Here is a 20,172-nt window from a genome sequence, read left to right as displayed (position 1 = left end):
TATGGTAGCGGCGGAGGGGATCGAACCCCCGACCTCACGGGTATGAACCGTACGCTCTAGCCAGCTGAGCTACACCGCCATATAGGTGCTTATAAGCACAAGTTATATAATACAAAGGTTTCTTCATCTCGTCAACAGAAACTTTAAAGTTTTAATTTTCTGACTATACGGACGCATACAAAAAAAGCACCCGCTGGGATAGACGGATGCTCCATGTATTTATAGAAAGCAGCAAGTTATCCTCTTCTTGCTCCGCGCCCTCCACGTTTTGATTCCGTGTTTCGTTTTAAAGATGATAAGCGGTCTTCGCTATCTTTAAGAAACTTGTTCATTTTCTGTTCAAAAGATTCTTTCGGACGGAAATCATTTCTAGGTCTGGCTTGCGGACGGTCTTTAGCTTTTTTAATTGATAAACCAATTTTCCCGTCTTTTTCAACGTTGATGACTTTCACTTCAACTTGATCGCCGACTTTTAAATGCTCGTTAATGTCTTTTACATAATTATCGGCTACCTCACTGATATGAACGAGACCGGTTGAGCCTCCAGGCAATTCAACAAATGCTCCGAAATTTGTAATACCTGTTATTTTCCCTTGCAACTTGCTGCCAACTTCAATCGACATAAAAAAAGTGCTCCTCCTTAGGCTTATAAAAAGATCGTTTGTTTAATTATACCTAAATAAAAATTTAAGTGTCAACAAGGCTACTTGCTCTTCTTCTCTACATTAAAGAGAATCTCACCATTTCCTGACATAAACAAGTCTCTTCTGGCAAGCTCTGTGACGTAATCCTCATCCTTTAATTTGGAAATTTCATCTTTTAAATCAGCCTGTTTCGTGTTCAATTTTTTCACTTGTTTTTCCAGCTGAGCTTTCTTTTCTTCGTTTGCGCTAAGGGAAGAGGTCTGTGACCACAGAGAACCCGCTAAGACAATAGCCGTCAACAACACAAGGGCGCCGAATACGATCAACCGTCTGAAAAGCCCTTTCCGCCTTCTTTTCATAAGCTGGGATTGCCGTTCAACCTGCTCTTTATAGTCGTTTTGAATTTCAGTTATTGTACGTTCTCTAGATAGATTCAAACCAGACGGTCCTCCTTTCACCTTTTCAAAATACGTATCATGGTCGATCTGATTGTTATGATTAGTTTCTTGCTCTTTTGTGAAAATCCTGCACTTTTTTGAAAATATCGTTTGAAAGTAAGACGCCATTTTTCAGGAAGAAGTTTCAATAATTGTTTCAACAGGAAGAACAGCGGATACAGCAAAAAAGCTACGATCTTAAAAAGACACTTCGCAAAAAAGGCACTCACCCGATAGGAGTATAAAGAAATAACCGTGATCAGCCCGATGAGCAGCTTAAAGAGCAGAAGCACCGGACGGAACAGCACGTGCTGAATGAGCTTTTTTGCGAATTGGTAAAGAGACACCGCAAGATGAATGGCAAATTTCAGTATTTTTATATACATTCGTTTAAACAGGCTTTGGTACGTCGCAATACCCAGTAAGACAGCCAAGAAAATGTATACCCTGAGTTCTCCTTCATTCACGTTGAGCAGCACATAGAAAAACATCAGACCTTGTACAATCCAAAAGAGAATGTCATGAATGAATAACAGCCATCTGGCCGTTTTGGCGCGGCTGACAAACAGCCTGTATGTATCAAGCGACGCTCCGAGCCAGGCGCCCATACCGGTCATTGCCAGCATCGTATAAAATTGGGTCGTCAGTGTCATTTAAACAACTTGCTAAAAAACCCTTTAGCTTTATCCCCTTGCTGCTCGTCTAAATATACAAGGTCAAACACCCTGCCTTTTATAGATACAATCCCTTTTTCCACATCAAGATTTTTCATCTGCAGGTTCTCGCCTCTGACGGAAAGCATTCCCATAACTGTTTCCAGCAAAAACTCTTCGTTGTCAAAACTTTCTACATGCTTGACGCCCGAAATGTCTAAATGCTTTCTCCCTTTCATCGTTACATCATGCTGTTCCGGAACAGAAGAAGAACCTTTTTGCTCATAATATGAATTCATCTATTCAGCCCCCATATCCTCGATACTTTTAGCATTATTACTGCATTGTATGAGGCGGGAGCCTTGTTTAGAACAAGCCTATTCGCCGAGTTTTTCTTCTTTGACGATTGTATACATGCCCGCGGCTTCTTCTTTTTTCGTTGTTTCTTTCAATTCGTTTACCTTCACGGTGACAAGCTTCTGGCCGAAGCGGACCGTCAGTTCATCACCGGCTTTTACGTCTGAGCTGGCTTTCGCCTGATTCCCGTTAACGGTGATTCTCCCTTGATCGGCGACCTCTTTCGCCAATGTGCGGCGTTTAATTAATCTGGATACTTTTAAAAACTTATCAAGTCTCATATCAGAATCTCCTCTCCATTTCTTTTGCTTCATCCCACAATTTGTCCATTTCTTCAAGTGACATTGCGGTCAATTCAAGTCCCTTTGCTGCCGCTTCTTTCTCAATATAAGCAAAGCGTCTGCGGAATTTGTCATTTGTCATGGCGAGCGCTTCCTCAGGCTCAATTTTATAGTATCGGCCGATATTGACCAATGCAAATAAAACATCGCCGAATTCAGCTTTTAAGCTGATTTCATCTGCTGTTTCGGCGGAAGCCTCTGCAGAAAATTCCTTCAGCTCTTCATTTACTTTATCCCATATATCCTGAACGTCATCCCAGTCAAAGCCGGTTTTTGCGGCTTTTTTCTGAAGCTTGGCCGCTTTTGCAAGAGAAGGCAGTGTTTTCGGCACGGCATCCAGCAATGAAGAGGATGTTGTTTGCTTTTCCGTCTTTTTGATTTCTTCCCAGTTGGCGACGACATCATGTTCATCCTGAACCTTAACATCCTTAAACACGTGCGGGTGCCGTCTGACCATCTTCGCACTGATGTCTCTGATGACATCATCAATTGAGAAATACCCCTCGTCTTCTCCGATCTGGGCGTGCAGCATAACCTGAAGCATGACGTCCCCGAGTTCTTCTATCATGTGATCCGTGTCCTCTTCGTCAATGGCCTCAAGCAGTTCGTAGCATTCCTCAATCATATATTTCTTTAATGACTGGTGTGTCTGCTTTTGATCCCACGGACAGCCGTTCGGCCCGCGAAGCTCGCGAATAATACTTCGGAATGCAGAAAATTCCTGGTAAAGGAGTTCTTCTTTTTTAATCGGCGGAACATACACGCTTGTTAAGTTATTTATTTCTACATTGCGGTCAAGTTCAAACAAAGGCACCTTGGTCATCTTTTCTCCCTTGCTTCCGGCTGCCGTGACGATGACCACTTCATAGTCGTCAGGCAATTTCTCCATAAGCGTCAGCTTTACCTCAGAGGCCGTCATCTGGTCATAAACCTGGCAAATGATCAGGTGATGGCGGAGTTCGAGCTCATCCGGCGTCATTGTTTGCGCATCCGTAAATTGAAACCCTTCAATCGGATCAATTCGCAATGCATTAAAAGTGGCATCCAGAAAGCTTTGCCCTCCGGCAGTATGAACAGCTATCTGTTGTTCTTCCCGGCGTTCAAATAACAGCTGAACGGTTTTCTCAGCGACAAACGGATGCCCGGGTACAGCGTAGACGATATCCTCTTGCTTCGCTTTTTCAAACAGAATGTCCGCGATCTCTTCATAGACCGCTTCAAACTGATCATGTTTTTCATAAATATCATCAAAATACCGGATGTCCGCTTCCGTCTCTTGCTCTAATTCCGAAATCAAAGGGTGGTCTTTCGTTCTTATATATAAATGCTTCGCCTGAGTCAACAGCTTATGTACGCCCACTGTCAATTGATCCATGTCTCCGGCGCCGAGGCCGACGACCGTAATGTTACCTGCCATGTTTTTCTCTCCTCTTTTTCAATTTGCTTAAAGCACTGCCGAAAGGAAGGCCGCTCAGCTCTTCGTCCGTGAAAATCTTCATTCTTATCATACAATAAATAAACAATAGCCCTCCGATGACTGACGCAGACAGACTCTCACATACAGCTCCGGCCCTGCTGACAGGAACAAATAACTGCCAAAGCTTCATATATACGAGCAGAAAGAAGACCATCAGCAGGCTGCACCAGCATAGACGGGCAATCACGCCGCCGATATTCGTCAGCCAGCCCTTCGACCAAATTCTCCGGAGATTCAGGCACGCAACTGCGGCAAATGCCAAGACGGTCGCCAGTGCCGCTCCTGTAATACCCCAGCCGAGGACCAGCCAAACATTCAGCACCCATTTCAGCGCCACTCCCGCCAAAACAGATACGGCGGGGAAAACGGTATGTCCCGCTCCTTGCAGAATCGCGGCTGCTGTAAGCGCAATCGAGGCAAAAAAGATAGATAAGCTGAATATTTGTAAGGTCTGCGTCCCCTCACTGTTTTGGAAAAGCATGATATTCACCGGCTCTAAAATGCAAAAAAGCCCGGCTGATGCACCGATCCCTACCGCAAGGCAGAGCTTGACGGCTGATGTCGCTTTCTCTTTTATGATAAACGGCTTATTCTCATGCACCGCTTTTGAAATTGAAGGAACCAATGACGCGGCGATACTGACGGCAAACACGGTTCCCAGCTGAAGGAGCGGCTGTCCGCGGTCATATATGCCTTTCAGCTGTTTCGCGGCATGGCTCTCCGTCCCGTCTGAAAGCAGTGAATATAAGTTTAGGGCGTCTACAAGCTGAATCAAAAGCATGAGTACACTGCTGATACAGATGGTGACTGAATAAAGCAGCAGCTTTTTTACAATGACGGCCGTTTCGATATGTCCGCCGTCTTTCTTTGTTTCTTCCCGCTTATACCAGAAAACAGCCAATACACAAAGGGCTGCCAAGCTTCCGGCAATTGATCCCGAGGCCGCCCCCGCACCTGCCGCGTATAATGAGCGGCCGCTTTTCAAAAGCCAGAAGGATAAACCGAGAAGCACCGCCACGCGAAGAAGCTGTTCCGTAATCTGGGATAAAGCTGACGGCATCATATCATGCACGCCTTGGAAATACCCCCTGAAAACCGCCGTAAACGGAAACAGTATGAAAGCGAACGCCGCGACCCTTATCAGCATCACAAGGCGGGCGTCACCCATAAAACCGGCCAACGGCGCCGCGCCGGCATACATGAGCGCAAACAGAACAAGTCCGGCCGCCGTGACATAAAGGGCGGAAATTTTCATTATTTTTTGTTTATGATCGCTATAATCGTTCATTAATTTTGAGATGATTACCGGAAAACCGGATGTTGACAGCATGACCGCGATCCCTAAAAACGGATACACCTGCTGATAAATGTAAAATCCGACGTCACCGACAATATTCTGAAAAGGAACTCTGTACACGGCGCTTAATATCTTCGTCACGATACCCGCAACGACGAGCACAAAAGCACCTTTCCATGCCGATTGCCGCTTGGCGCCAACTGAATCGTTCATCCAAAAGCTCCTTCCAGCCGCTAGAAAATTACGTCTATAAAACGAGCTTATTATATCACAATCCTAACGGCCGAACCGATAGAGAGCACATATGAATATGAAAAAGAACAGCACTTGTATAAGAGCTGCTCTTTCTCCGTTTTCTTATTTCAATAATGGTAATAAGACCTACTGCTCCATTTGTCTCGCCAAAAAACTGGCTGCCGTTTCTACCGCTTTATGTTCTACTTCTCCAAGCGCCTGTTCCTTAGAAAAGATGACCACGGCGCCGATAGGATCGCCATTTGCCACGATCGGGGCTATGGTATAGGAGCTCATATCTTCATCAATGTCATTAACAAGCTGCGCGGACTTCACGTCGTTTTCTACCACTGAGCTGCGCTGATCCATCGTTTTTTCGAGCAAATCGCTGATGGCTTTGTTCAGAAATTCTTTTTTCGAACTGCCTGAAACGGCAATATACGCGTCACGGTCGCAAATCAAAACGGAATGGCCGAGACTGTCATACAAAGCATCTGCATATTCCTTCGCAAAATCGCCAAGCTCACTGATAGGAGAATATTTTTTCAATATAACTTCTCCGTCGCGGTCAACGAATATTTCAAGCGGGTCTCCTTCCCTGATTCGCAGTGTTCTCCGAATTTCTTTAGGAATGACGACCCGTCCTAGATCATCAATACGACGTACGATACCTGTAGCTTTCATCTCTCTGGTGCCTCTCTTTCATGTGATGATATTTAAGGGAAAGTACTAAAGCTCTTTACTTTATGTAGCTTCCGCCACTCGCTTGAAATTAGTATCCGTCACATCAAATGTAATATACACCAGAGAGTAACAATTTTTATGAAGACGCGATTGTTTCCTTCTTCACATCCTGAAGGCCTTTCAGCATGCCGAGCACGGTCTCCAGCCACTCTTCCGTTTTGCGGCCTTTCGTCTGTACTGAGATTTTCAGCTTTTTCCCTTCCATTCCCAGTCCGATCTGCCGGCCGTATTTATTGCCGAGTTCGAACAATTTCTGGCCGTCAATCTGTGCGCTGGCCTCTTCAGAAATGGTAAATCTGATCGCGTCTTTATCCTGCTTGATGAGTTCGACGCGTTCATATTTTCCGTATACCTTCATCTCAGCAACCGTAAACAGCCATTCAACCTCTTTAGGGTAGCTGCCGAACCTGTCGATGATTTCATCTTGAAGCTCATTTTTCTCCTCAATTGTGGCGATCGACCTGAACCGTTTGTACATGTCGATTTTTTGCTTGCCGTCTTGTATATAGTTCTCAGGAATATACGCGTCAAGCTCGATATCGATTTCTGTCTCAAACTGTTCGCTTTTCGGAATATCGCCTTTCCGCTCTTCAATCGCTTCCTTGAGCATTTGCGAGTACAGGTCAAAACCGACTGAGTCGATAAAGCCGTGCTGCTGGGCGCCGAGAAGGTTCCCTGCTCCCCTGATCGTCAAGTCACGCATGGCGATTTTAAAGCCTGATCCCAGCTCGGTAAATTCTTTAATCGCCTGCAGCCGTTTTTCCGCCACCTCAGTGAGCACTTTGTCTCTGCGGTACGTAAAATACGCGTAAGCGACGCGGTTGGAACGGCCGACCCGTCCTCTCAGCTGATACAGCTGAGACAGCCCCATTTTGTCTCCGTCGAACACAATCAAGGTATTGACATTTGGTATATCTACGCCTGTCTCAATAATAGTCGTGCTGACAAGGACGTCTGATTCCCCCTCCAGAAAATTGAGCATGACGCTTTCCAATTCATTTTCAGTCATTTTTCCGTGGGCATATGCCACTTTCGCATCGGGAACAAGCATGGAAATTTCATCAGCCTTCCGCTCGATGTCATCCACGCGGTTGTACAAGAAATATACCTGTCCTCCGCGCGCCAGTTCTCTTTCGATGGCTTCCCGCACAAGCGCGCCATTGTATTCCACGACATATGTCTGAACAGGGAAACGGTTTTCCGGCGGCGTTTCAATAACAGATAAGTCCCGCACACCGAGCATGGACATATGAAGCGTACGCGGTATCGGCGTCGCTGTAAGAGTCAGCACATCGACATTGGCTTTGATCTGTTTGATTTTTTCCTTATGCGTTACGCCAAAGCGCTGCTCTTCATCAATGATGAGCAAGCCGAGATCTTTATAGACGACGTCTTTAGATAAGAGCCTGTGGGTTCCGATTACGATGTCTACAGTTCCGTTTTTCAGGCCTTTAATCGTTTCATTGGATTCTTTTCTCGTTCTGAATCGGCTGAGAAGACCGATGTTAATCGGATAGTCCTGGAAACGCTCCATAATGGTTTCATAATGCTGCTGCGCGAGTATTGTCGTCGGCACAAGAAGCGCGACCTGCTTTCCGTCTGCGATCGCTTTAAAGGCCGCTCGGATGGCTACCTCCGTCTTCCCGTAACCGACATCACCGCAAAGCAAACGGTCCATCGGACGCTCTCTTTCCATGTCCTTTTTAATCTCCTGAATGGAACGGAGCTGGTCCTCTGTTTCCTGATAAGGGAAAGCAGATTCGAACTGCCGCTGCATTTCATGATCCGGCGAGAACGCATAGCCTTTGCTTGCTTCCCGTTCCGCATAAAGCTTAATCAGATCATCGGCAATATCCTGAACGGAGTTTTCAACTTTTTTCTTCACCCGTTTCCATTCACTGCCGCCCAGTTTATAAAGCTTCGGTTCTTTCCCTTCAGAGCCGACGTACTTCTGCACCTGGTCGATTTGTTCTACAGGGACGTACAGCTTATCGCTGCCCTGATAATGAATGTTGAGGTAATCTTTATGAATGCCTTTGATTTCTAGTGTTTCGATCCCCAAATACTTACCGATCCCGTGGTTGACGTGGACGACATAGTCACCGACCTGAAGCTCGGAATAGCTTTTGATCCGTTCGGCATTTGTCAGCTTCTGCTTTCTCGGCTTTTTCTTAATTCGGTTTTTGAACAGCTCTTCCTCCGTAATGACGGCCAGCTTCATCAGCGGCAGTTCAAAACCGGATTGCAGCTCGCCTTCCATGACATAGACCTGTCCTTGCACAAGCGCTTTGGAGCTGTCCGTTTTTGCGGCTTCAATTTCGTAATCAGCCAGCACGGATGCCAATCTGTCGGTTCTGTCCTTATTCGCGCCTAAAAAGACGACGGTGAAGTTTGATTTCTTAAAGCGCTCCATTTCACCTGCGAGCACATTCATCTGCCCGTGAAAACTCTGCATCTGCCTGCTTGTCACATTCACGATATTCTGAGGGCTTGTATGCTGGACATGACGCAAAAATAATGAATAATAAATAGCCGGGCGCCGCTTTTCGCTCATAAGCTCCTGAAAGCTGAAGGATAAATGAATGTCGTGCAGAATTTTCCCTTCCTCGAGCAGACTTGTCGTAAATTCGGCCTCTTCTTTTTGCAGCTGATCCTCCATTTCATGAATGCGGCTGACCTCGTCTAACAGTAACAACGTGTCTGCCGGTGTATAATCTAGCAAACTAGCAGGCTTTTCGTAAAAGTACGAGAGATACTTCACAAGTTCCTGATCAGTCTGTCCCGTTGATAACCGTTCTTTATCATGTGAGATATTGATATGAAGCATTTCCTTTTGTTTGTCCTGCTTCAGCTTTTTCAGACTGTCGGCAAGCCCTTTATCGAGCCTTTCCATCGCACGGGCTTTTTCTTCCGCCCTGATGATCAATTCCTTCGCCGGTCCGATCGCCACATGTTTGAGCGTCTCAATTGATCTCTGGTCATCAGAATTGAAGCTTCTGATGGAATCGACCTCCGTATCAAACAGTTCAATTCGCACCGGATGCTCCGACGTCAGCGGATAAATGTCGATAATTCCGCCGCGAATACTGAATTCACCGGGTGCAGAAACCATATCGGAACGCTCATACCCCACCTCTACAAGGCGCGCGGACAGCTGATCCGGTTCTATTTCGTCTCCGAGTGAAATGACGAGCTGGCTGCTTTTCCACAGCTCCTTCGGCGGAAGCATTCTTCTCACTGCCGCAACGGGCGCCACAACGACCGGCGCTTCTCCGTTTGTTAATCTATTAATGACATCAAGCCGCTGAGCGCGCAGTTCAGGGCTCGCTACCGCAATTTCTGAAGAAATCAATTCATTTACGGGGTATAAAAAAACAGATTGATCCCCGAGAAGCGCCGTCAGATCTTCCGTCACTTTTTGGGCCTGATATAAATTATGGGTGATAAAGAAAATCGGCCTTTTCGTTTCCTGTGCAAGGGCGGAGGTGAAAACAGAACGCGCGGAACCTGACAGACCCGCAAGCAGCTGTTCCTTCAGCCCCTCATGTAAACCGTTGACAATGGATTTAAAATCATCGCTTTCTTTAATAAAGGTTTGAATGTTGTCCATATGGGCCCTCCTCTCTATTTTCTGCAAGAACAGAAAAACGCTTTGGTCTAGAATCTACACCAAAGCTTCTTATTGAATAAATGTGTTGTGTTCATGGTAGTGCGGATTGCGTTCCAGCGCCTCTTGGCAGTCTTCACAAATTGTAAGAACATGGACATCTCCATTGTCTTTATATGAAATCATATCGTTTCTTTCCTCATTTGTTAAGTGCTGAAATCCAAGTGACTGTGTCGGCACCGTCGAATATTCCAGGCTCCCTACCTTAAAGCCGCAGTGGCGGCAGAAATAATGCAAAGCCATACGTTGGACCTCCTGATGTGAAAAAATCATTTTTCCCTAGTATGGTCTCCCATTATTTATCTTATACATTTGCATTAAATTCGTTCATGACTTCTAAAAATGGTTTCGTTAAGGAAGCTTCGCAGGCTTTTACGGTTTTTGAGACGGCATCATTGATATGCGGCGCTTCTTCCTTCGTAAAAGCTCCCAGTACATAGTCAACGACTTTCATTCCGTTGACGGGGCGGCCGATTCCGATTCTGACCCGGTCAAATTCAGGGGTTCCGAGGTGCTGTATAAGCGATTTAATTCCGTTATGTCCGCCTGCGCTCCCCTTCGTCCGGAGCCTGATTTTTCCCGTCGGAAGATCAAGGTCATCGTATATGACTTTCAGATCTTCATGATCGGCATCATAATAATCCAGTAGCGGCCGCAAACATTCCCCTGATAAATTCATGTATGTAAGCGGTTTAACAAGTAGAACTTTTTTTCCGGAAACAAACCCCATTCCGTAAAGTCCGTTGAATTTCGTTTTATTCAGTTCAATATTCCATTCTTTAGAAAGCTCGTCAATGGCCATAAAGCCGACATTATGTCTCGTGTTCTCGTAGGTTTTCCCGGGGTTACCGAGACCAGCAATCACAAGCATCGTAAATCCTCCCTCAACATCGCTGTAATTCTTCTCATTCTAGCACAAAAGACGTAACCTCGGGCGGGTTACGTCTTAAAGCGCTTATTGATTTTCTCCTTCGGGCTCTTCCCCAGGAGACGGTTCTGCATCTTCTTCGAATGCTTCCTGCTTAGGAGGAAGGATGGAAGCCACGACTTCTTCCGGATCGTTTGTAAATGTATAATTGCCGTCAGCAGTCAGATCTGCGATGGTCAGCACATCATTCATCTCAAGTCCTGAAATATCAACATTGATTGTCTGAGGGATGTCCTTCGGTCTGGCCTTAATCGAAAGCTCATGCAGCGGCTGCTGGATGACGCCTCCGTCTTTGACTCCCTTCGCCTCTCCCGTCAGCTGAATCGGCACCTCGGCCTCCAGCTCCTCACTCATATTCACGACTTGAAAATCGGCGTGCGTCAATTCGTTTTTGAGCGGGTCTGTCTGAAGATCAGTCACCATAACCGATTGCTGATTTCCGTTGACATCAATTGTGATAATCGTGTTTTTTCCTTCGTCCCGCAATGTTTTAAGCAATTCGACACTGTCTAAAGAGACAGGCGTATTCGTTGTTTCTTTACCGTATATAATCCCTGGAACATGTCCTGAATGACGGATTTTCCGAAGCGTCGAACGTTTAAAATCTGTTCTTTCATTTGCTTTTAAAGTTGCCATATTCAGCACCATCCTAATTATCGTTTTATCGTCCTATTAGAACAATACCCACAATAACTGGGATTTAAACCTTAAAGTTTCGGTTTAGCTGAATAAATAGCTGACAGATTGTTTCTCGTGAACGCGGATAATCGCTTCAGCCAGAAGCGGTCCGACAGAAAGCTGCTTAAAGCGGTCGATTTTTTTCTCATCAGGAAGCTTGATACTGTTCGTTACGACAAGCTCCTTGATTTTAGAGTTATTGATCCGCTCAACGGCAGGGCCTGACAGTACAGGGTGCGTACAGCATGCATACACTTCTGCAGCTCCGTTTTCAACCAGCGCGTTAGCGGCAAGTGTGATTGTGCCGGCCGTATCAATAATATCATCGATCAGAATCGCTGTTTTTCCTTCCACGTTACCGACGATATTCATCACTTCTACCTCATTCGGTCTAGGACGGCGTTTGTCGATAATCGCGATCGGCGCTTTCAGACGGTCCGCAAGTTTGCGGGCGCGCGTCACACCGCCGTGGTCAGGAGAAACAATGACGATATCTTTCAAGTCTTTACCTTCAAAGTAATGGCCTAAAATCGGAACACCCATTAAGTGGTCAATCGGAATATCAAAGAAACCTTGAATTTGCGGCGCGTGTAAATCAAGCGCGATCACGCGTGTCGCACCCGCTGTTTCAAGCAGGTTTGCAAAAAGTTTTGCCGTAATCGGTTCACGTGATCTTGCTTTTCTGTCCTGGCGCGCATAACCGTAGTACGGAATCACAATGTTGATTGTTTTCGCGGAAGCGCGCTTTAAAGCGTCAACCATAATCAGCAATTCCATAATGTGCTCATTAACCGGCGCACTTGTAGACTGAATGATATAGCAATCACAGCCGCGAATACTTTCTTCTATGTTGATCTGGACCTCTCCGTCACTGAATCTTGTAACAGAGCACTTTCCTAATTGAACCCCTACATTATCCGCGATTTCTTTTGCAAGTTCTGGATTTGAATTCAAAGAAAAAATCTTTAAATTCTTATCTCCGTATTCGTTAGACATGGTAAACCTCCGATTTTAGGATTATTTTTTATGAATGTTTTTCACATAATCTTCTTTATTTACTTGTCTTGCTCTGGCAATGGCAAGCGCTTCGCCCGGCACATCTTCAGTTACGGTTGAACCCGCAGCGACGTACGCGCCTTCTCCCACTGTAACAGGAGCGACCAGATTGGAGTTGCAGCCTATAAAGGCGCCGTCTTCAATTTTGGTTAAATACTTTTTCTTCCCATCATAATTGACCGTGATGGAGCCGCAGCCCAGATTCACATCCGTGCCCACTTCGGCATCACCGATATAGCTTAAATGAGATGCTTTGCTTCGGTCGCCGAATTGTGTTTTCTTGATTTCAACAAAGTTTCCGATCTTCACTTCATTGCCGATTGCGGAATCGGGTCTGATGTGAGCAAAAGGACCGATATTTACATCATTCCCAACTTTGCTGCGATTGACAACGGATTGTTTAATCACAGTGCGGCTGCCGATTGAGCTGTCCTCTATCTCAGTGTGAGGGCCGATGACACATTCATCGCCGATTTCTGCTTGTCCCTTTAACACAGTTCCGGGATAAATAACTGTATCTTGTCCGATACGTGCGTCAGGTGAGATGTACGTATTCATCGGATCGATTAAAGTGACTCCGTTCTGCATATGCCGTTTGTTAATACGCTCTTTCATATACATTTCAGCCTGAGAAAGAGCGACTCTATCATTCACTCCGAGCGTCTCTTGGAAGTTACCAGTCTGGTAAGCGGCAACAGTTTCGCCTTCGTCTTTGAGGATTTCGATCACATCCGGCAGATAATACTCGCCTTGGGCATTTTCATTCGAAACCTGTTCGATGACACGAAAAAGAGCCTCGTTATCAAAACAGTACGTTCCCGTGTTAATTTCTTTCACAAGACGTTCTTGCTCCGAAGCATCCTTGTGCTCCACGATTTTTTGAACGGCGCCGTCTTCACTGCGGATGATTCTTCCGTATCCGGCGGGATCGTCGGCAACGGCCGTTAACACCGTGGCTTTTGCACCTTTGTCTGTATGTTCATTCAGCATGGCTTCCATCGTCTCCGCCGTCAGAAGCGGTGTATCGCCGCAAATAACGATCGTGACACCCTTTTCTCCGTGAAGAAATGGTTTTGCCTGCTTGACCGCATGAGCCGTACCGAGCTGTTCTGCTTGGAGAGCGTAATCGCTTTTCTGTCCGAGCTGCTTCTTCACATCTTCGGCGCCGTGTCCTACGATGGTGACAAGCTTCGCTAAAGATAATTTCAGAGCTTCGTCTGCGACGTGCTCTACCATAGGCTTTCCGCATACCGGATGAAGGACCTTGTAAAGCTTCGATTTCATTCTCGTTCCTTTTCCGGCAGCTAAAATCACTGCAAACCGCTTATCCATTTAATGGCCTCCAATATCCCTTTTATCCATAGAAAAATATATCCTAAATAGCTGTTGATTTCAAGAAGACATCAAAAAGTGCAAGAATTTTCTATGTAATCGCTTTATTACTGAAAAATCAGATTTAAAAAAGGACTGCCGGAAAAGGCCTTGTGTCAGCCTTTATCAGCAGTCCTTACATTTTGTTATGTTTAAGAAGCCCCGGCTTCTTCATATTCTAATGCTTCAGAGTCACCCAAACGATGATACTCATTTAAAACAGCATCCTGGATCTTGCCCCGCGTGCTGGAATTAATAGGATGAGCAATATCGCGGAATTCTCCATCAGGGGTGCGTTTACTCGGCATCGCAACGAAAAGACCATTGTTTCCATCAATCACACGAATATCATGTACGACAAATTCGTGATCCAGCGTGATGGATGCAATCGCTCTCATGCGACCATCGGTATTCACGCGGCGTAATCTTACGTCAGTAACTTCCACAGTAGTTCACCACCTTTTCCCTATATAAAAGCATTAGTCTAACAATTCCACGATTCTTTTTAAATTCCTGCACGTTTCAAAAAGTTTTTTTGAAAATATAGGATATACATACACAATTAGGTGATAAACCATATTTGGGGATCATATACTGCATAAAAAAAGTGATCCCGGAGACCGGAACCACTTTTCTGAGATTTAAGATTTCACCAGCGCAATGACTTCAATTTCCACGAGAGCGTCTTTCGGCAGTCTCGCCACTTCCACACAAGACCTTGCCGGCTTATGTACATCAAAGTATTGTCCGTACACTTCATTCACTTCCGCAAACTGCTCCATATCAGCAATAAACACCGTTGCCTTGACAACCGTCTCGAGCGAAGCGCCCGCTTCTTTCAGCACAGCTTTTAAATTGCTGAACACCTGATGCGTTTGTTCTGTGATATCACCGTTTACCATTTCTCCTTCAGCAGTAAGAGGAATCTGGCCTGAGCTGTAAAACATGTTGTTTACGATGATTCCCTGTGAATATGGCCCGATCGCTGCCGGCGCGTGTTTTGTATGGATTGCTTTTGTCATTTTTCTGTCTCCCCATTCTTTAAATGCTGTTCTTTAAAAAATCGCAGAAAATTGCCGTTTTGAATCTCAATCGTTTTGTCTTTCATATTGATGGTTGAAAGCGTGAGCAGTGACATGTATTCATCGACAAGCCGTTCATTCACTCCCTCGGCTTCAACCAAGACGCCTATTCCCGCGACGTTTGCATTAAACTCATCAAGCAGGCTGATCATGCCGTTAATGGTGCCGCCGGCTTTCATAAAGTCGTCAATAATCAAAACGTTCGAACCCGTAGCCAAACTTCTTTTCGCAAGCGACATCGTTTGAATGCGGTTAGATGACCCTGATACATAATTGATGCTCACCGTGGAGCCTTCCGTCACTTTGTTGTCCTTTCGCACGATGACAACCGGAACGTTCAGATAACTGGCCGCTGCGTAAGCAAGAGGGATTCCTTTTGTCGCAACGGTCATCACCACATCAATCTCCCGCTCCGCAAAAACGGAAGCAAAAAGCCTGCCTACATGAGAGAGGACAGATGGTTTTCCTAAGATATCCGTTAAATATACATAACCGCCCGGAAGGATACGCTCAGGATTTACTAAAGACTGTCCCAGCTCCTGGATAAACGCTTCTGCTTCAGCCTGTTTCACTTTCGGAATGTACTTGACGCCTCCGGCAGCTCCCGGCACTGTAAGCAGCGTCCCAATGCCTTGCTGTTCAAAGGTCTGTTTAATAATCGTTAAATCTTCACTGATTGATGACTTTGCTGATTGATACCGTTCTGAGAAAAACGTTAACGGTATTAATTCATGCGGATGGGTTAACAAATAATTTGTTAAGTCCACCAATCTGCCGCTGCGACGAAACTTCATGAACTTACCCCCAAAATCCGAATAATTTAAAAATAATATAACTTAACATACGGATTTAATCAAGAGCATTCTGTTCGCCGATCATCCGCACCGCGTACACTTGATCACAGAAACCTCTTAACCCGTTATAAATCCGCTGCACCTTCGATTCGTATTGAACCAAACCGAATACAGTCGGTCCGCTTCCGCTCATTAACACCGCATCAGCGCCGAAGCGTTTCATTTGACTTTTAATCATCGCCACCTCGGGATGGAGGCTGAGCGTAACCGACTCCAATACGTTTCCTAATTGTCCGCATACCTTTTGGAAGCTTTTTTCTTCAATCGCGTCAATCATCGCCTGCACATCAGGATGCCGAACCTGCTGTAAGTTCAGCCGGCGGTACACTTCGGCAGTCGATACCCCGATCGTCGGTTTGGCAAGCACGACCCAGCAATGAGGCGGAGCACTGATGTGCCTGATCTTCTCACCGCGTCCGGTTGCCAGAGCAGTGCCTCCGTATACACAGAAGGACACGTCTGAACCGATTTCAGCTCCAAGCTCCGCGAGCTCTTCGACAGAAAGCTTTAAATCCCAAAGCCTGTTCAGCCCTCTGAGCGTGGCTGCCGCATCGCTGCTTCCGCCGGCAAGCCCTGCCGCAACAGGGATCACTTTTGTAATCATAATGGAAACGCCTTTTTTGACTTGAAACCGTTCTTTAAGCAGTTTGGCTGCCTGATAAGCCAGATTCCTTTGATCATCCGGAACAAAGCGATTATGCGACGCCACTCTGATAACGTTTTCGGGCAGTTCTGTCAGTTCAATCCGATCTGCCAAATCAATTGTCGTCATGATCATCTCCACTTCGTGATAACCATCCGGGCGTTTACTCGTCACATCGAGGGACAGATTGATTTTGGCCGGCGCTTTTTCTAAAATACGCATAGCTTTCACCTACTTCTCCATCTAAACATAAGTATGAACATTGTATCACATTTGGAGACCCGGAGGTACTTATCCGAAATTGACGCCGGTTTTGACAGCCGATAGAAAAAACCGGGGAACGGATTGTCCCCCGGGCCACTGCATTATCGGTTATTTTGGTTCTGAGCCGCCATCTGCTGTTCGGCAATCTCAATCGCGCGCTTTACCATATTCCCGGCGTCACGCGCCCGAATGCCTCCCCAGCCCTCGTTTTTCACCGTATCGTAAAAACCAAGGTCCTTCGCCAGCTCATATTTGAACTCATCTGACATAACTCCACGACGTCTGCCCAAACGAAACAACCCCTTTTATAGAATTGATCACCATTCGTGCACGCCACGATAAAACATGTGACACTTATAGCTTCCGTTTAATCGGCTGAAACTTTCGAGGGAATAATTAGAAGAGCTTTGGAAGGCAAAACAAAAAGCAGTAAACAAAAGGTTCACTGCCCATTAAAATGCTACTGAGCTTGCCGCATCGTCATTGAATGTCAATTCAACAGTCTCAGTCAGAATATCAGCATAACTGTATGAAACTCTTTCAAACGAATTCTCGTCTTGATCTAGTTGTATCACAAAAACAGAAGGGTACGTCTCAGCTAAAATGCCCGAACGCTCAATCGTTTTTCGGCGGCCGCCGTTTGCTTTTAACGTAAGCCGTTTACCTAAATTCCCATCAAGCGATCTTTTTATATCGGACAACGTCTTCGCCATTGCATCCACCTCACTACATTTATTGTACAACAAGAGCCCAATTTTGTCAAATAAAATTTAAATTATATCAACGTTAATAAGTCATTGTCAACAAAATTATTTTGACAAAATTCTATTGATTTCTGCGTTATTTTTCACAAGTTCCGGAAATTTATGTATCAATATGTAAAATAATTAACCCGCATAGCGAAATATATGCGGGTTTTATCACTCATCCATTTGATTTATACGGCATACCGACACGTAGCACACCCTTCGTTTCAATTCCTCCCAGCCCTTTCTCTCTCGTCAGCGTATTTCTCAGGACATCCCATACATTGATCCGCTCCATAAACGGGGTGAAGCTGATTTTCGCGACAATATATACCGGGTCAAGCGCATGGATATTGACGCGTGACGGCGAACTTGCAAAATTCGCGCCTGCCCTGATTAAAGACTCGAAATGAGATTGGCACGCCCCCGCGAATATGACCAACTGATCCAAATGAGGTACTTTACGCCTCGCTCTTTGAACGGTTTCGACAAAGTGTTTGGAATGCCTGTAGGCGCTTAAATCGTTCACGCCTCCCTTATGCTTGGAATATGCATCATGGCCGGTGATGACTAAAATATCCGGCCTGTATTTATCAAGCAGCTCGTCAATTGATGCCGGCATTTTTTTCTCATGGCAATGAATTCCGTATACCGGCACACCGATTTTTTCATAAAAGTTCAGGCACTTTTTCAAATAGGCCTCATCGCCGTCCAGATGCAATACCTTTCCGGGCATATGAAAGTAGTGCTCCTGATGCTGATATTGATTTGTCGCATAATATTCCTGTTTTTCCCGAAGCAGCTTATAATCCTGGCGGAGCAGCTCGAGAGATTCATTCATCCTGCTTTCATCTCTTTTCTTTCTCATGGCCTGTTCGTCTTTTCTGACAGGCTCCAAATCAGAAAAATCAGCATCCGCAATCAATCTGACTTCGTCACCATGCAGGATGGCAATTGAATTCCCATTGCTTGTTTGCTCTATACCGATAATGCGAAATAAAACATCCATTTGATAGGATTTCCTGGCTACCATATCTCCTATTTGAAATTGCACGTTACCCACTCCACAAATAGACTAAGCCTCATCATGAAAGAAGTCTTGGCAAATACACCTCTTTCCGCTGCGGCGCTTGATGTTTCAAGCTTTTCTTGCAGTTGAATGAATAAGGTTCTCCTCTAGCCTATGTAGCGGCAGTCCAAGTGGTGACGCAAAACAAAAAGCCCTCTTAGAAAAGGGCTTTATGCAATCCGTTGGACAGGAGCGCGAATTCTTCTATGGACAGGGATTCACCGCGCCGCTTTCCGTCAATATTCGTTTCTTGAAGAACTTCTTCAATTTGAGCTTTTTTCTCTTTTCCGCCCGGAAGATTGTTCACAAGGTTGTTCAGCAAGGTTTTCCGGCGCTGTGCGAAGCTTGCTTTAATCAGCTGGAAGAAAAACGGTTCATTATCGACGTCAACCGCCGGGCCGTCACGAAGCAAGAGACGGATGACGGCTGAATCGACATTAGGCTGAGGCACAAACACCGTTTTCGGGACGGTCATGACGGTTTTGGCCTCCGTATAGAACTGAACCGCAATGGAAAGCGATCCGTACTCCTTAGAGGAAGGATCAGCGGCCATCCGCTCAGCGACCTCTTTTTGCAGCATCACGACAATCCCTTTTAACGGAAGATGTTCTTCCAAGAGCTTCATGATGATCGGCGTCGTCACATAATATGGGAGATTCGCCGTCACCATAATTTCATCACAATCCTGAAACTGCTCTTCAATGACGGATTTGACGTCTGCTTTCAGCACATCTTGATGAATGATCGTTACATTGTCATACGGAGACAGCGTATCATTGAGAATGGGAAGCAGGCGCTGATCAATTTCAAACGCGACGACCTTTTTCGCCCGTTTGGCAAGCTGCTCTGTCAGCGCGCCGATTCCGGGCCCGATTTCAATGACTCCGGTCCGATCCGTAATTTCCGCATGGTCCACAATTCTGTCCAATATATTTGTATCAATTAAGAAATTCTGTCCCAGACTCTTTTTAAAAGAGAAACCGTACTTTTTCAGAATTTCCTTCGTTCTGATAGGTGTCGCGATATCTTTATTGTTCATCCTGTTCCTCCTGCCTCATAGCATCGAGCGCATCAATAAAATCACTTCTTTTGATTTGAAACATTTGCAGCCGTTTTTGAAGCTGCTTGCCGTTTGTATAGCCGATCTTCAGCAGGTCGCCCAATCGTTCGCGGCGTCTTTTGGCAGCCGGTCCGCCGATCAGACCGGCCTGTATGACATCTTCAGCTGAAATCTCACTCGGCTTTGCCTCCATCTCTTCATGCACATTTTCCAGACATGCTCTGATGCTTTCAATGGATGCGTGCTCAACGCCAATGCCGCGCTTGTTTTTCGGTTTGGCAAGATGTTTGGGCAGAAATGCGTGTTTACAGCCGGGTACTGCTTCAGAAATGGTTTTCCGGATCTTTTCCCCCGGAAAATCCGGGTCCGTCAGCACGATGACACCTCTCGTTTCCTGCGCCAGCCGAATCTGCCTGATGACTTCGTCTCCGATTGCGGAACCGTTTGTCTCGATCGTATCCGCATCAACGGCAAGTTTTATGCGCGCAGTGTCATCGCGTCCCTCGACTACAATAATTTCTTTAATTTTCATTACTTCCTCCAAAAAAACTTTTTATATCCAAAACGAAA

General features: G+C 45.7%; 23 protein-coding genes and 1 tRNA gene. All 24 read right to left on the bottom strand.

Annotation, left to right across the window (positions count from 1 at the left end; all coding sequences use genetic code 11):
* Positions 1-2: 2 nt before the first annotated feature.
* Positions 3-79, bottom strand: a tRNA-Met gene (locus tag NYE50_RS00385).
* Positions 80-236: 157 nt separating this feature from the next.
* A complete protein-coding gene (locus NYE50_RS00380) occupies positions 237-623 on the bottom strand; it encodes a S1 domain-containing RNA-binding protein (protein WP_004264630.1) in 387 nt (128 codons plus the stop codon).
* Between the two features lie 80 nt (positions 624-703).
* Positions 704-1,081 carry a cell division protein DivIC gene (gene divIC, locus NYE50_RS00375; RefSeq protein WP_061861766.1) on the bottom strand — a complete coding sequence of 126 codons (378 nt, stop codon included), beginning with the start codon at positions 1,079-1,081 and terminating at the stop codon, positions 704-706.
* Positions 1,082-1,098: 17 nt separating this feature from the next.
* Positions 1,099-1,734, bottom strand: a complete 636-nt coding sequence (gene yabQ / locus NYE50_RS00370) for a spore cortex biosynthesis protein YabQ (protein ID WP_014416729.1) — start codon at positions 1,732-1,734, stop codon at positions 1,099-1,101.
* Positions 1,731-2,033: a sporulation protein YabP gene (gene yabP, locus NYE50_RS00365; RefSeq protein WP_004264638.1), complete on the bottom strand. Its 303-nt coding sequence runs from the start codon at positions 2,031-2,033 to the stop codon at positions 1,731-1,733. The genes yabQ and yabP overlap by 4 nt, the downstream gene beginning before the upstream one ends.
* Positions 2,034-2,111: 78 nt before the next feature.
* Positions 2,112-2,372, bottom strand: coding sequence for an RNA-binding S4 domain-containing protein (locus tag NYE50_RS00360; RefSeq protein ID WP_007409934.1), 261 nt, complete (start codon positions 2,370-2,372; stop codon positions 2,112-2,114).
* A 1-nt stretch (position 2,373) separates the two neighbouring features.
* Positions 2,374-3,849 carry a nucleoside triphosphate pyrophosphohydrolase gene (gene mazG / locus NYE50_RS00355; RefSeq protein WP_172869970.1) on the bottom strand — a complete coding sequence of 492 codons (1,476 nt, stop codon included), beginning with the start codon at positions 3,847-3,849 and terminating at the stop codon, positions 2,374-2,376.
* The gene (locus NYE50_RS00350) at positions 3,839-5,419 is read right to left on the bottom strand and encodes a putative polysaccharide biosynthesis protein (protein WP_172869969.1); all 1,581 of its coding nucleotides are present in this window, start codon (positions 5,417-5,419) and stop codon (positions 3,839-3,841) included. The genes mazG and NYE50_RS00350 overlap by 11 nt, the downstream gene beginning before the upstream one ends.
* Before the next feature lie 168 nt (positions 5,420-5,587).
* A complete protein-coding gene (gene spoVT, locus NYE50_RS00345; protein ID WP_004264646.1) occupies positions 5,588-6,124 on the bottom strand; it encodes a stage V sporulation protein T in 537 nt (178 codons plus the stop codon).
* Between the two features lie 136 nt (positions 6,125-6,260).
* A complete protein-coding gene (mfd, locus tag NYE50_RS00340) occupies positions 6,261-9,794 on the bottom strand; it encodes a transcription-repair coupling factor (protein WP_025650339.1) in 3,534 nt (1,177 codons plus the stop codon).
* Positions 9,795-9,863: 69 nt separating this feature from the next.
* A complete protein-coding gene (locus NYE50_RS00335) occupies positions 9,864-10,094 on the bottom strand; it encodes an anti-sigma-F factor Fin family protein (protein WP_004264650.1) in 231 nt (76 codons plus the stop codon).
* Positions 10,095-10,155: 61 nt separating this feature from the next.
* Positions 10,156-10,722 carry an aminoacyl-tRNA hydrolase gene (gene pth / locus NYE50_RS00330; protein WP_004264652.1) on the bottom strand — a complete coding sequence of 189 codons (567 nt, stop codon included), beginning with the start codon at positions 10,720-10,722 and terminating at the stop codon, positions 10,156-10,158.
* An 84-nt stretch (positions 10,723-10,806) separates the two neighbouring features.
* Positions 10,807-11,415 carry a 50S ribosomal protein L25/general stress protein Ctc gene (locus tag NYE50_RS00325; RefSeq protein WP_014416724.1) on the bottom strand — a complete coding sequence of 203 codons (609 nt, stop codon included), beginning with the start codon at positions 11,413-11,415 and terminating at the stop codon, positions 10,807-10,809.
* An 84-nt stretch (positions 11,416-11,499) separates the two neighbouring features.
* Positions 11,500-12,453 (bottom strand): ribose-phosphate diphosphokinase, encoded by a 954-nt coding sequence (locus tag NYE50_RS00320; RefSeq protein ID WP_004264656.1) that lies wholly within the window; start codon positions 12,451-12,453, stop codon positions 11,500-11,502.
* Between the two features lie 21 nt (positions 12,454-12,474).
* A complete protein-coding gene (gene glmU / locus NYE50_RS00315) occupies positions 12,475-13,845 on the bottom strand; it encodes a bifunctional UDP-N-acetylglucosamine diphosphorylase/glucosamine-1-phosphate N-acetyltransferase GlmU (RefSeq protein ID WP_004264658.1) in 1,371 nt (456 codons plus the stop codon).
* Positions 13,846-14,036: 191 nt separating this feature from the next.
* Positions 14,037-14,330 carry a septation regulator SpoVG gene (spoVG, locus tag NYE50_RS00310; RefSeq protein ID WP_004264660.1) on the bottom strand — a complete coding sequence of 98 codons (294 nt, stop codon included), beginning with the start codon at positions 14,328-14,330 and terminating at the stop codon, positions 14,037-14,039.
* A 195-nt stretch (positions 14,331-14,525) separates the two neighbouring features.
* Positions 14,526-14,906: a 2-iminobutanoate/2-iminopropanoate deaminase gene (ridA, locus tag NYE50_RS00305; protein WP_004264663.1), complete on the bottom strand. Its 381-nt coding sequence runs from the start codon at positions 14,904-14,906 to the stop codon at positions 14,526-14,528.
* Positions 14,903-15,760, bottom strand: coding sequence for a pur operon repressor (gene purR, locus NYE50_RS00300; protein ID WP_004264666.1), 858 nt, complete (start codon positions 15,758-15,760; stop codon positions 14,903-14,905). The genes ridA and purR overlap by 4 nt, the downstream gene beginning before the upstream one ends.
* 55 nt (positions 15,761-15,815) lie before the next feature.
* Positions 15,816-16,685, bottom strand: coding sequence for a 4-(cytidine 5'-diphospho)-2-C-methyl-D-erythritol kinase (gene ispE, locus NYE50_RS00295; RefSeq protein ID WP_071181494.1), 870 nt, complete (start codon positions 16,683-16,685; stop codon positions 15,816-15,818).
* A 143-nt stretch (positions 16,686-16,828) separates the two neighbouring features.
* Entirely contained in the window at positions 16,829-17,017 is a 189-nt protein-coding gene (locus tag NYE50_RS00290) for a small, acid-soluble spore protein, alpha/beta type (protein ID WP_011996172.1), read from the bottom strand.
* 162 nt (positions 17,018-17,179) lie between these two features.
* On the bottom strand, positions 17,180-17,440 hold the full coding sequence (gene veg, locus NYE50_RS00285; protein ID WP_003218330.1) for a biofilm formation stimulator Veg: 261 nt from the start codon (positions 17,438-17,440) through the stop codon (positions 17,180-17,182).
* Positions 17,441-17,651: 211 nt separating this feature from the next.
* Positions 17,652-18,527, bottom strand: a complete 876-nt coding sequence (gene yabG / locus NYE50_RS00280) for a sporulation peptidase YabG (protein WP_004264691.1) — start codon at positions 18,525-18,527, stop codon at positions 17,652-17,654.
* A gap of 172 nt (positions 18,528-18,699) precedes the next feature.
* Positions 18,700-19,581 (bottom strand): 16S rRNA (adenine(1518)-N(6)/adenine(1519)-N(6))-dimethyltransferase RsmA, encoded by an 882-nt coding sequence (gene rsmA, locus NYE50_RS00275; protein WP_004264694.1) that lies wholly within the window; start codon positions 19,579-19,581, stop codon positions 18,700-18,702.
* Positions 19,571-20,134: a ribonuclease M5 gene (gene rnmV, locus NYE50_RS00270; protein WP_004264696.1), complete on the bottom strand. Its 564-nt coding sequence runs from the start codon at positions 20,132-20,134 to the stop codon at positions 19,571-19,573. Before rnmV ends, rsmA begins: the two co-directional genes overlap by 11 nt.
* Between the last annotated feature and the right edge of the window lie 38 nt (positions 20,135-20,172).

It is taken from the genome of Bacillus sp. EU55 (assembly GCF_038005925.1).
Lineage (GTDB): Bacteria > Bacillota > Bacilli > Bacillales > Bacillaceae > Bacillus > Bacillus velezensis.
This window is presented reverse-complemented; position numbering and strand designations above follow the sequence as displayed.

Coding starts and splice junctions, on each gene's coding strand:
- glmU (WP_004264658.1), bottom strand. CDS start 13,845: ATGGATAAGCGGTTTGCAGTGATTTTAGCTGCCGGAAAAGGAACGAGA.
- spoVT (WP_004264646.1), bottom strand. CDS start 6,124: ATGAAAGCTACAGGTATCGTACGTCGTATTGATGATCTAGGACGGGTC.
- ridA (WP_004264663.1), bottom strand. CDS start 14,906: ATGACAAAAGCAATCCATACAAAACACGCGCCGGCAGCGATCGGGCCA.
- mfd (WP_025650339.1), bottom strand. CDS start 9,794: ATGGACAACATTCAAACCTTTATTAAAGAAAGCGATGATTTTAAATCC.
- mazG (WP_172869970.1), bottom strand. CDS start 3,849: ATGGCAGGTAACATTACGGTCGTCGGCCTCGGCGCCGGAGACATGGAT.
- NYE50_RS00320 (WP_004264656.1), bottom strand. CDS start 12,453: ATGTCTAACGAATACGGAGATAAGAATTTAAAGATTTTTTCTTTGAAT.
- NYE50_RS00335 (WP_004264650.1), bottom strand. CDS start 10,094: ATGGCTTTGCATTATTTCTGCCGCCACTGCGGCTTTAAGGTAGGGAGC.
- veg (WP_003218330.1), bottom strand. CDS start 17,440: ATGGCGAAGACGTTGTCCGATATAAAAAGATCGCTTGATGGGAATTTA.
- pth (WP_004264652.1), bottom strand. CDS start 10,722: ATGCTTGTGATTGCTGGTCTCGGTAACCCCGGGAAAACCTACGAGAAC.
- NYE50_RS00380 (WP_004264630.1), bottom strand. CDS start 623: ATGTCGATTGAAGTTGGCAGCAAGTTGCAAGGGAAAATAACAGGTATT.
- rnmV (WP_004264696.1), bottom strand. CDS start 20,134: ATGAAAATTAAAGAAATTATTGTAGTCGAGGGACGCGATGACACTGCG.
- yabQ (WP_014416729.1), bottom strand. CDS start 1,734: ATGACACTGACGACCCAATTTTATACGATGCTGGCAATGACCGGTATG.
- ispE (WP_071181494.1), bottom strand. CDS start 16,685: ATGCGTATTTTAGAAAAAGCGCCGGCCAAAATCAATCTGTCCCTCGAT.
- rsmA (WP_004264694.1), bottom strand. CDS start 19,581: ATGAACAATAAAGATATCGCGACACCTATCAGAACGAAGGAAATTCTG.
- NYE50_RS00360 (WP_007409934.1), bottom strand. CDS start 2,372: ATGAGACTTGATAAGTTTTTAAAAGTATCCAGATTAATTAAACGCCGC.
- purR (WP_004264666.1), bottom strand. CDS start 15,760: ATGAAGTTTCGTCGCAGCGGCAGATTGGTGGACTTAACAAATTATTTG.
- NYE50_RS00325 (WP_014416724.1), bottom strand. CDS start 11,415: ATGGCAACTTTAAAAGCAAATGAAAGAACAGATTTTAAACGTTCGACG.
- yabP (WP_004264638.1), bottom strand. CDS start 2,033: ATGAATTCATATTATGAGCAAAAAGGTTCTTCTTCTGTTCCGGAACAG.
- NYE50_RS00350 (WP_172869969.1), bottom strand. CDS start 5,419: ATGAACGATTCAGTTGGCGCCAAGCGGCAATCGGCATGGAAAGGTGCT.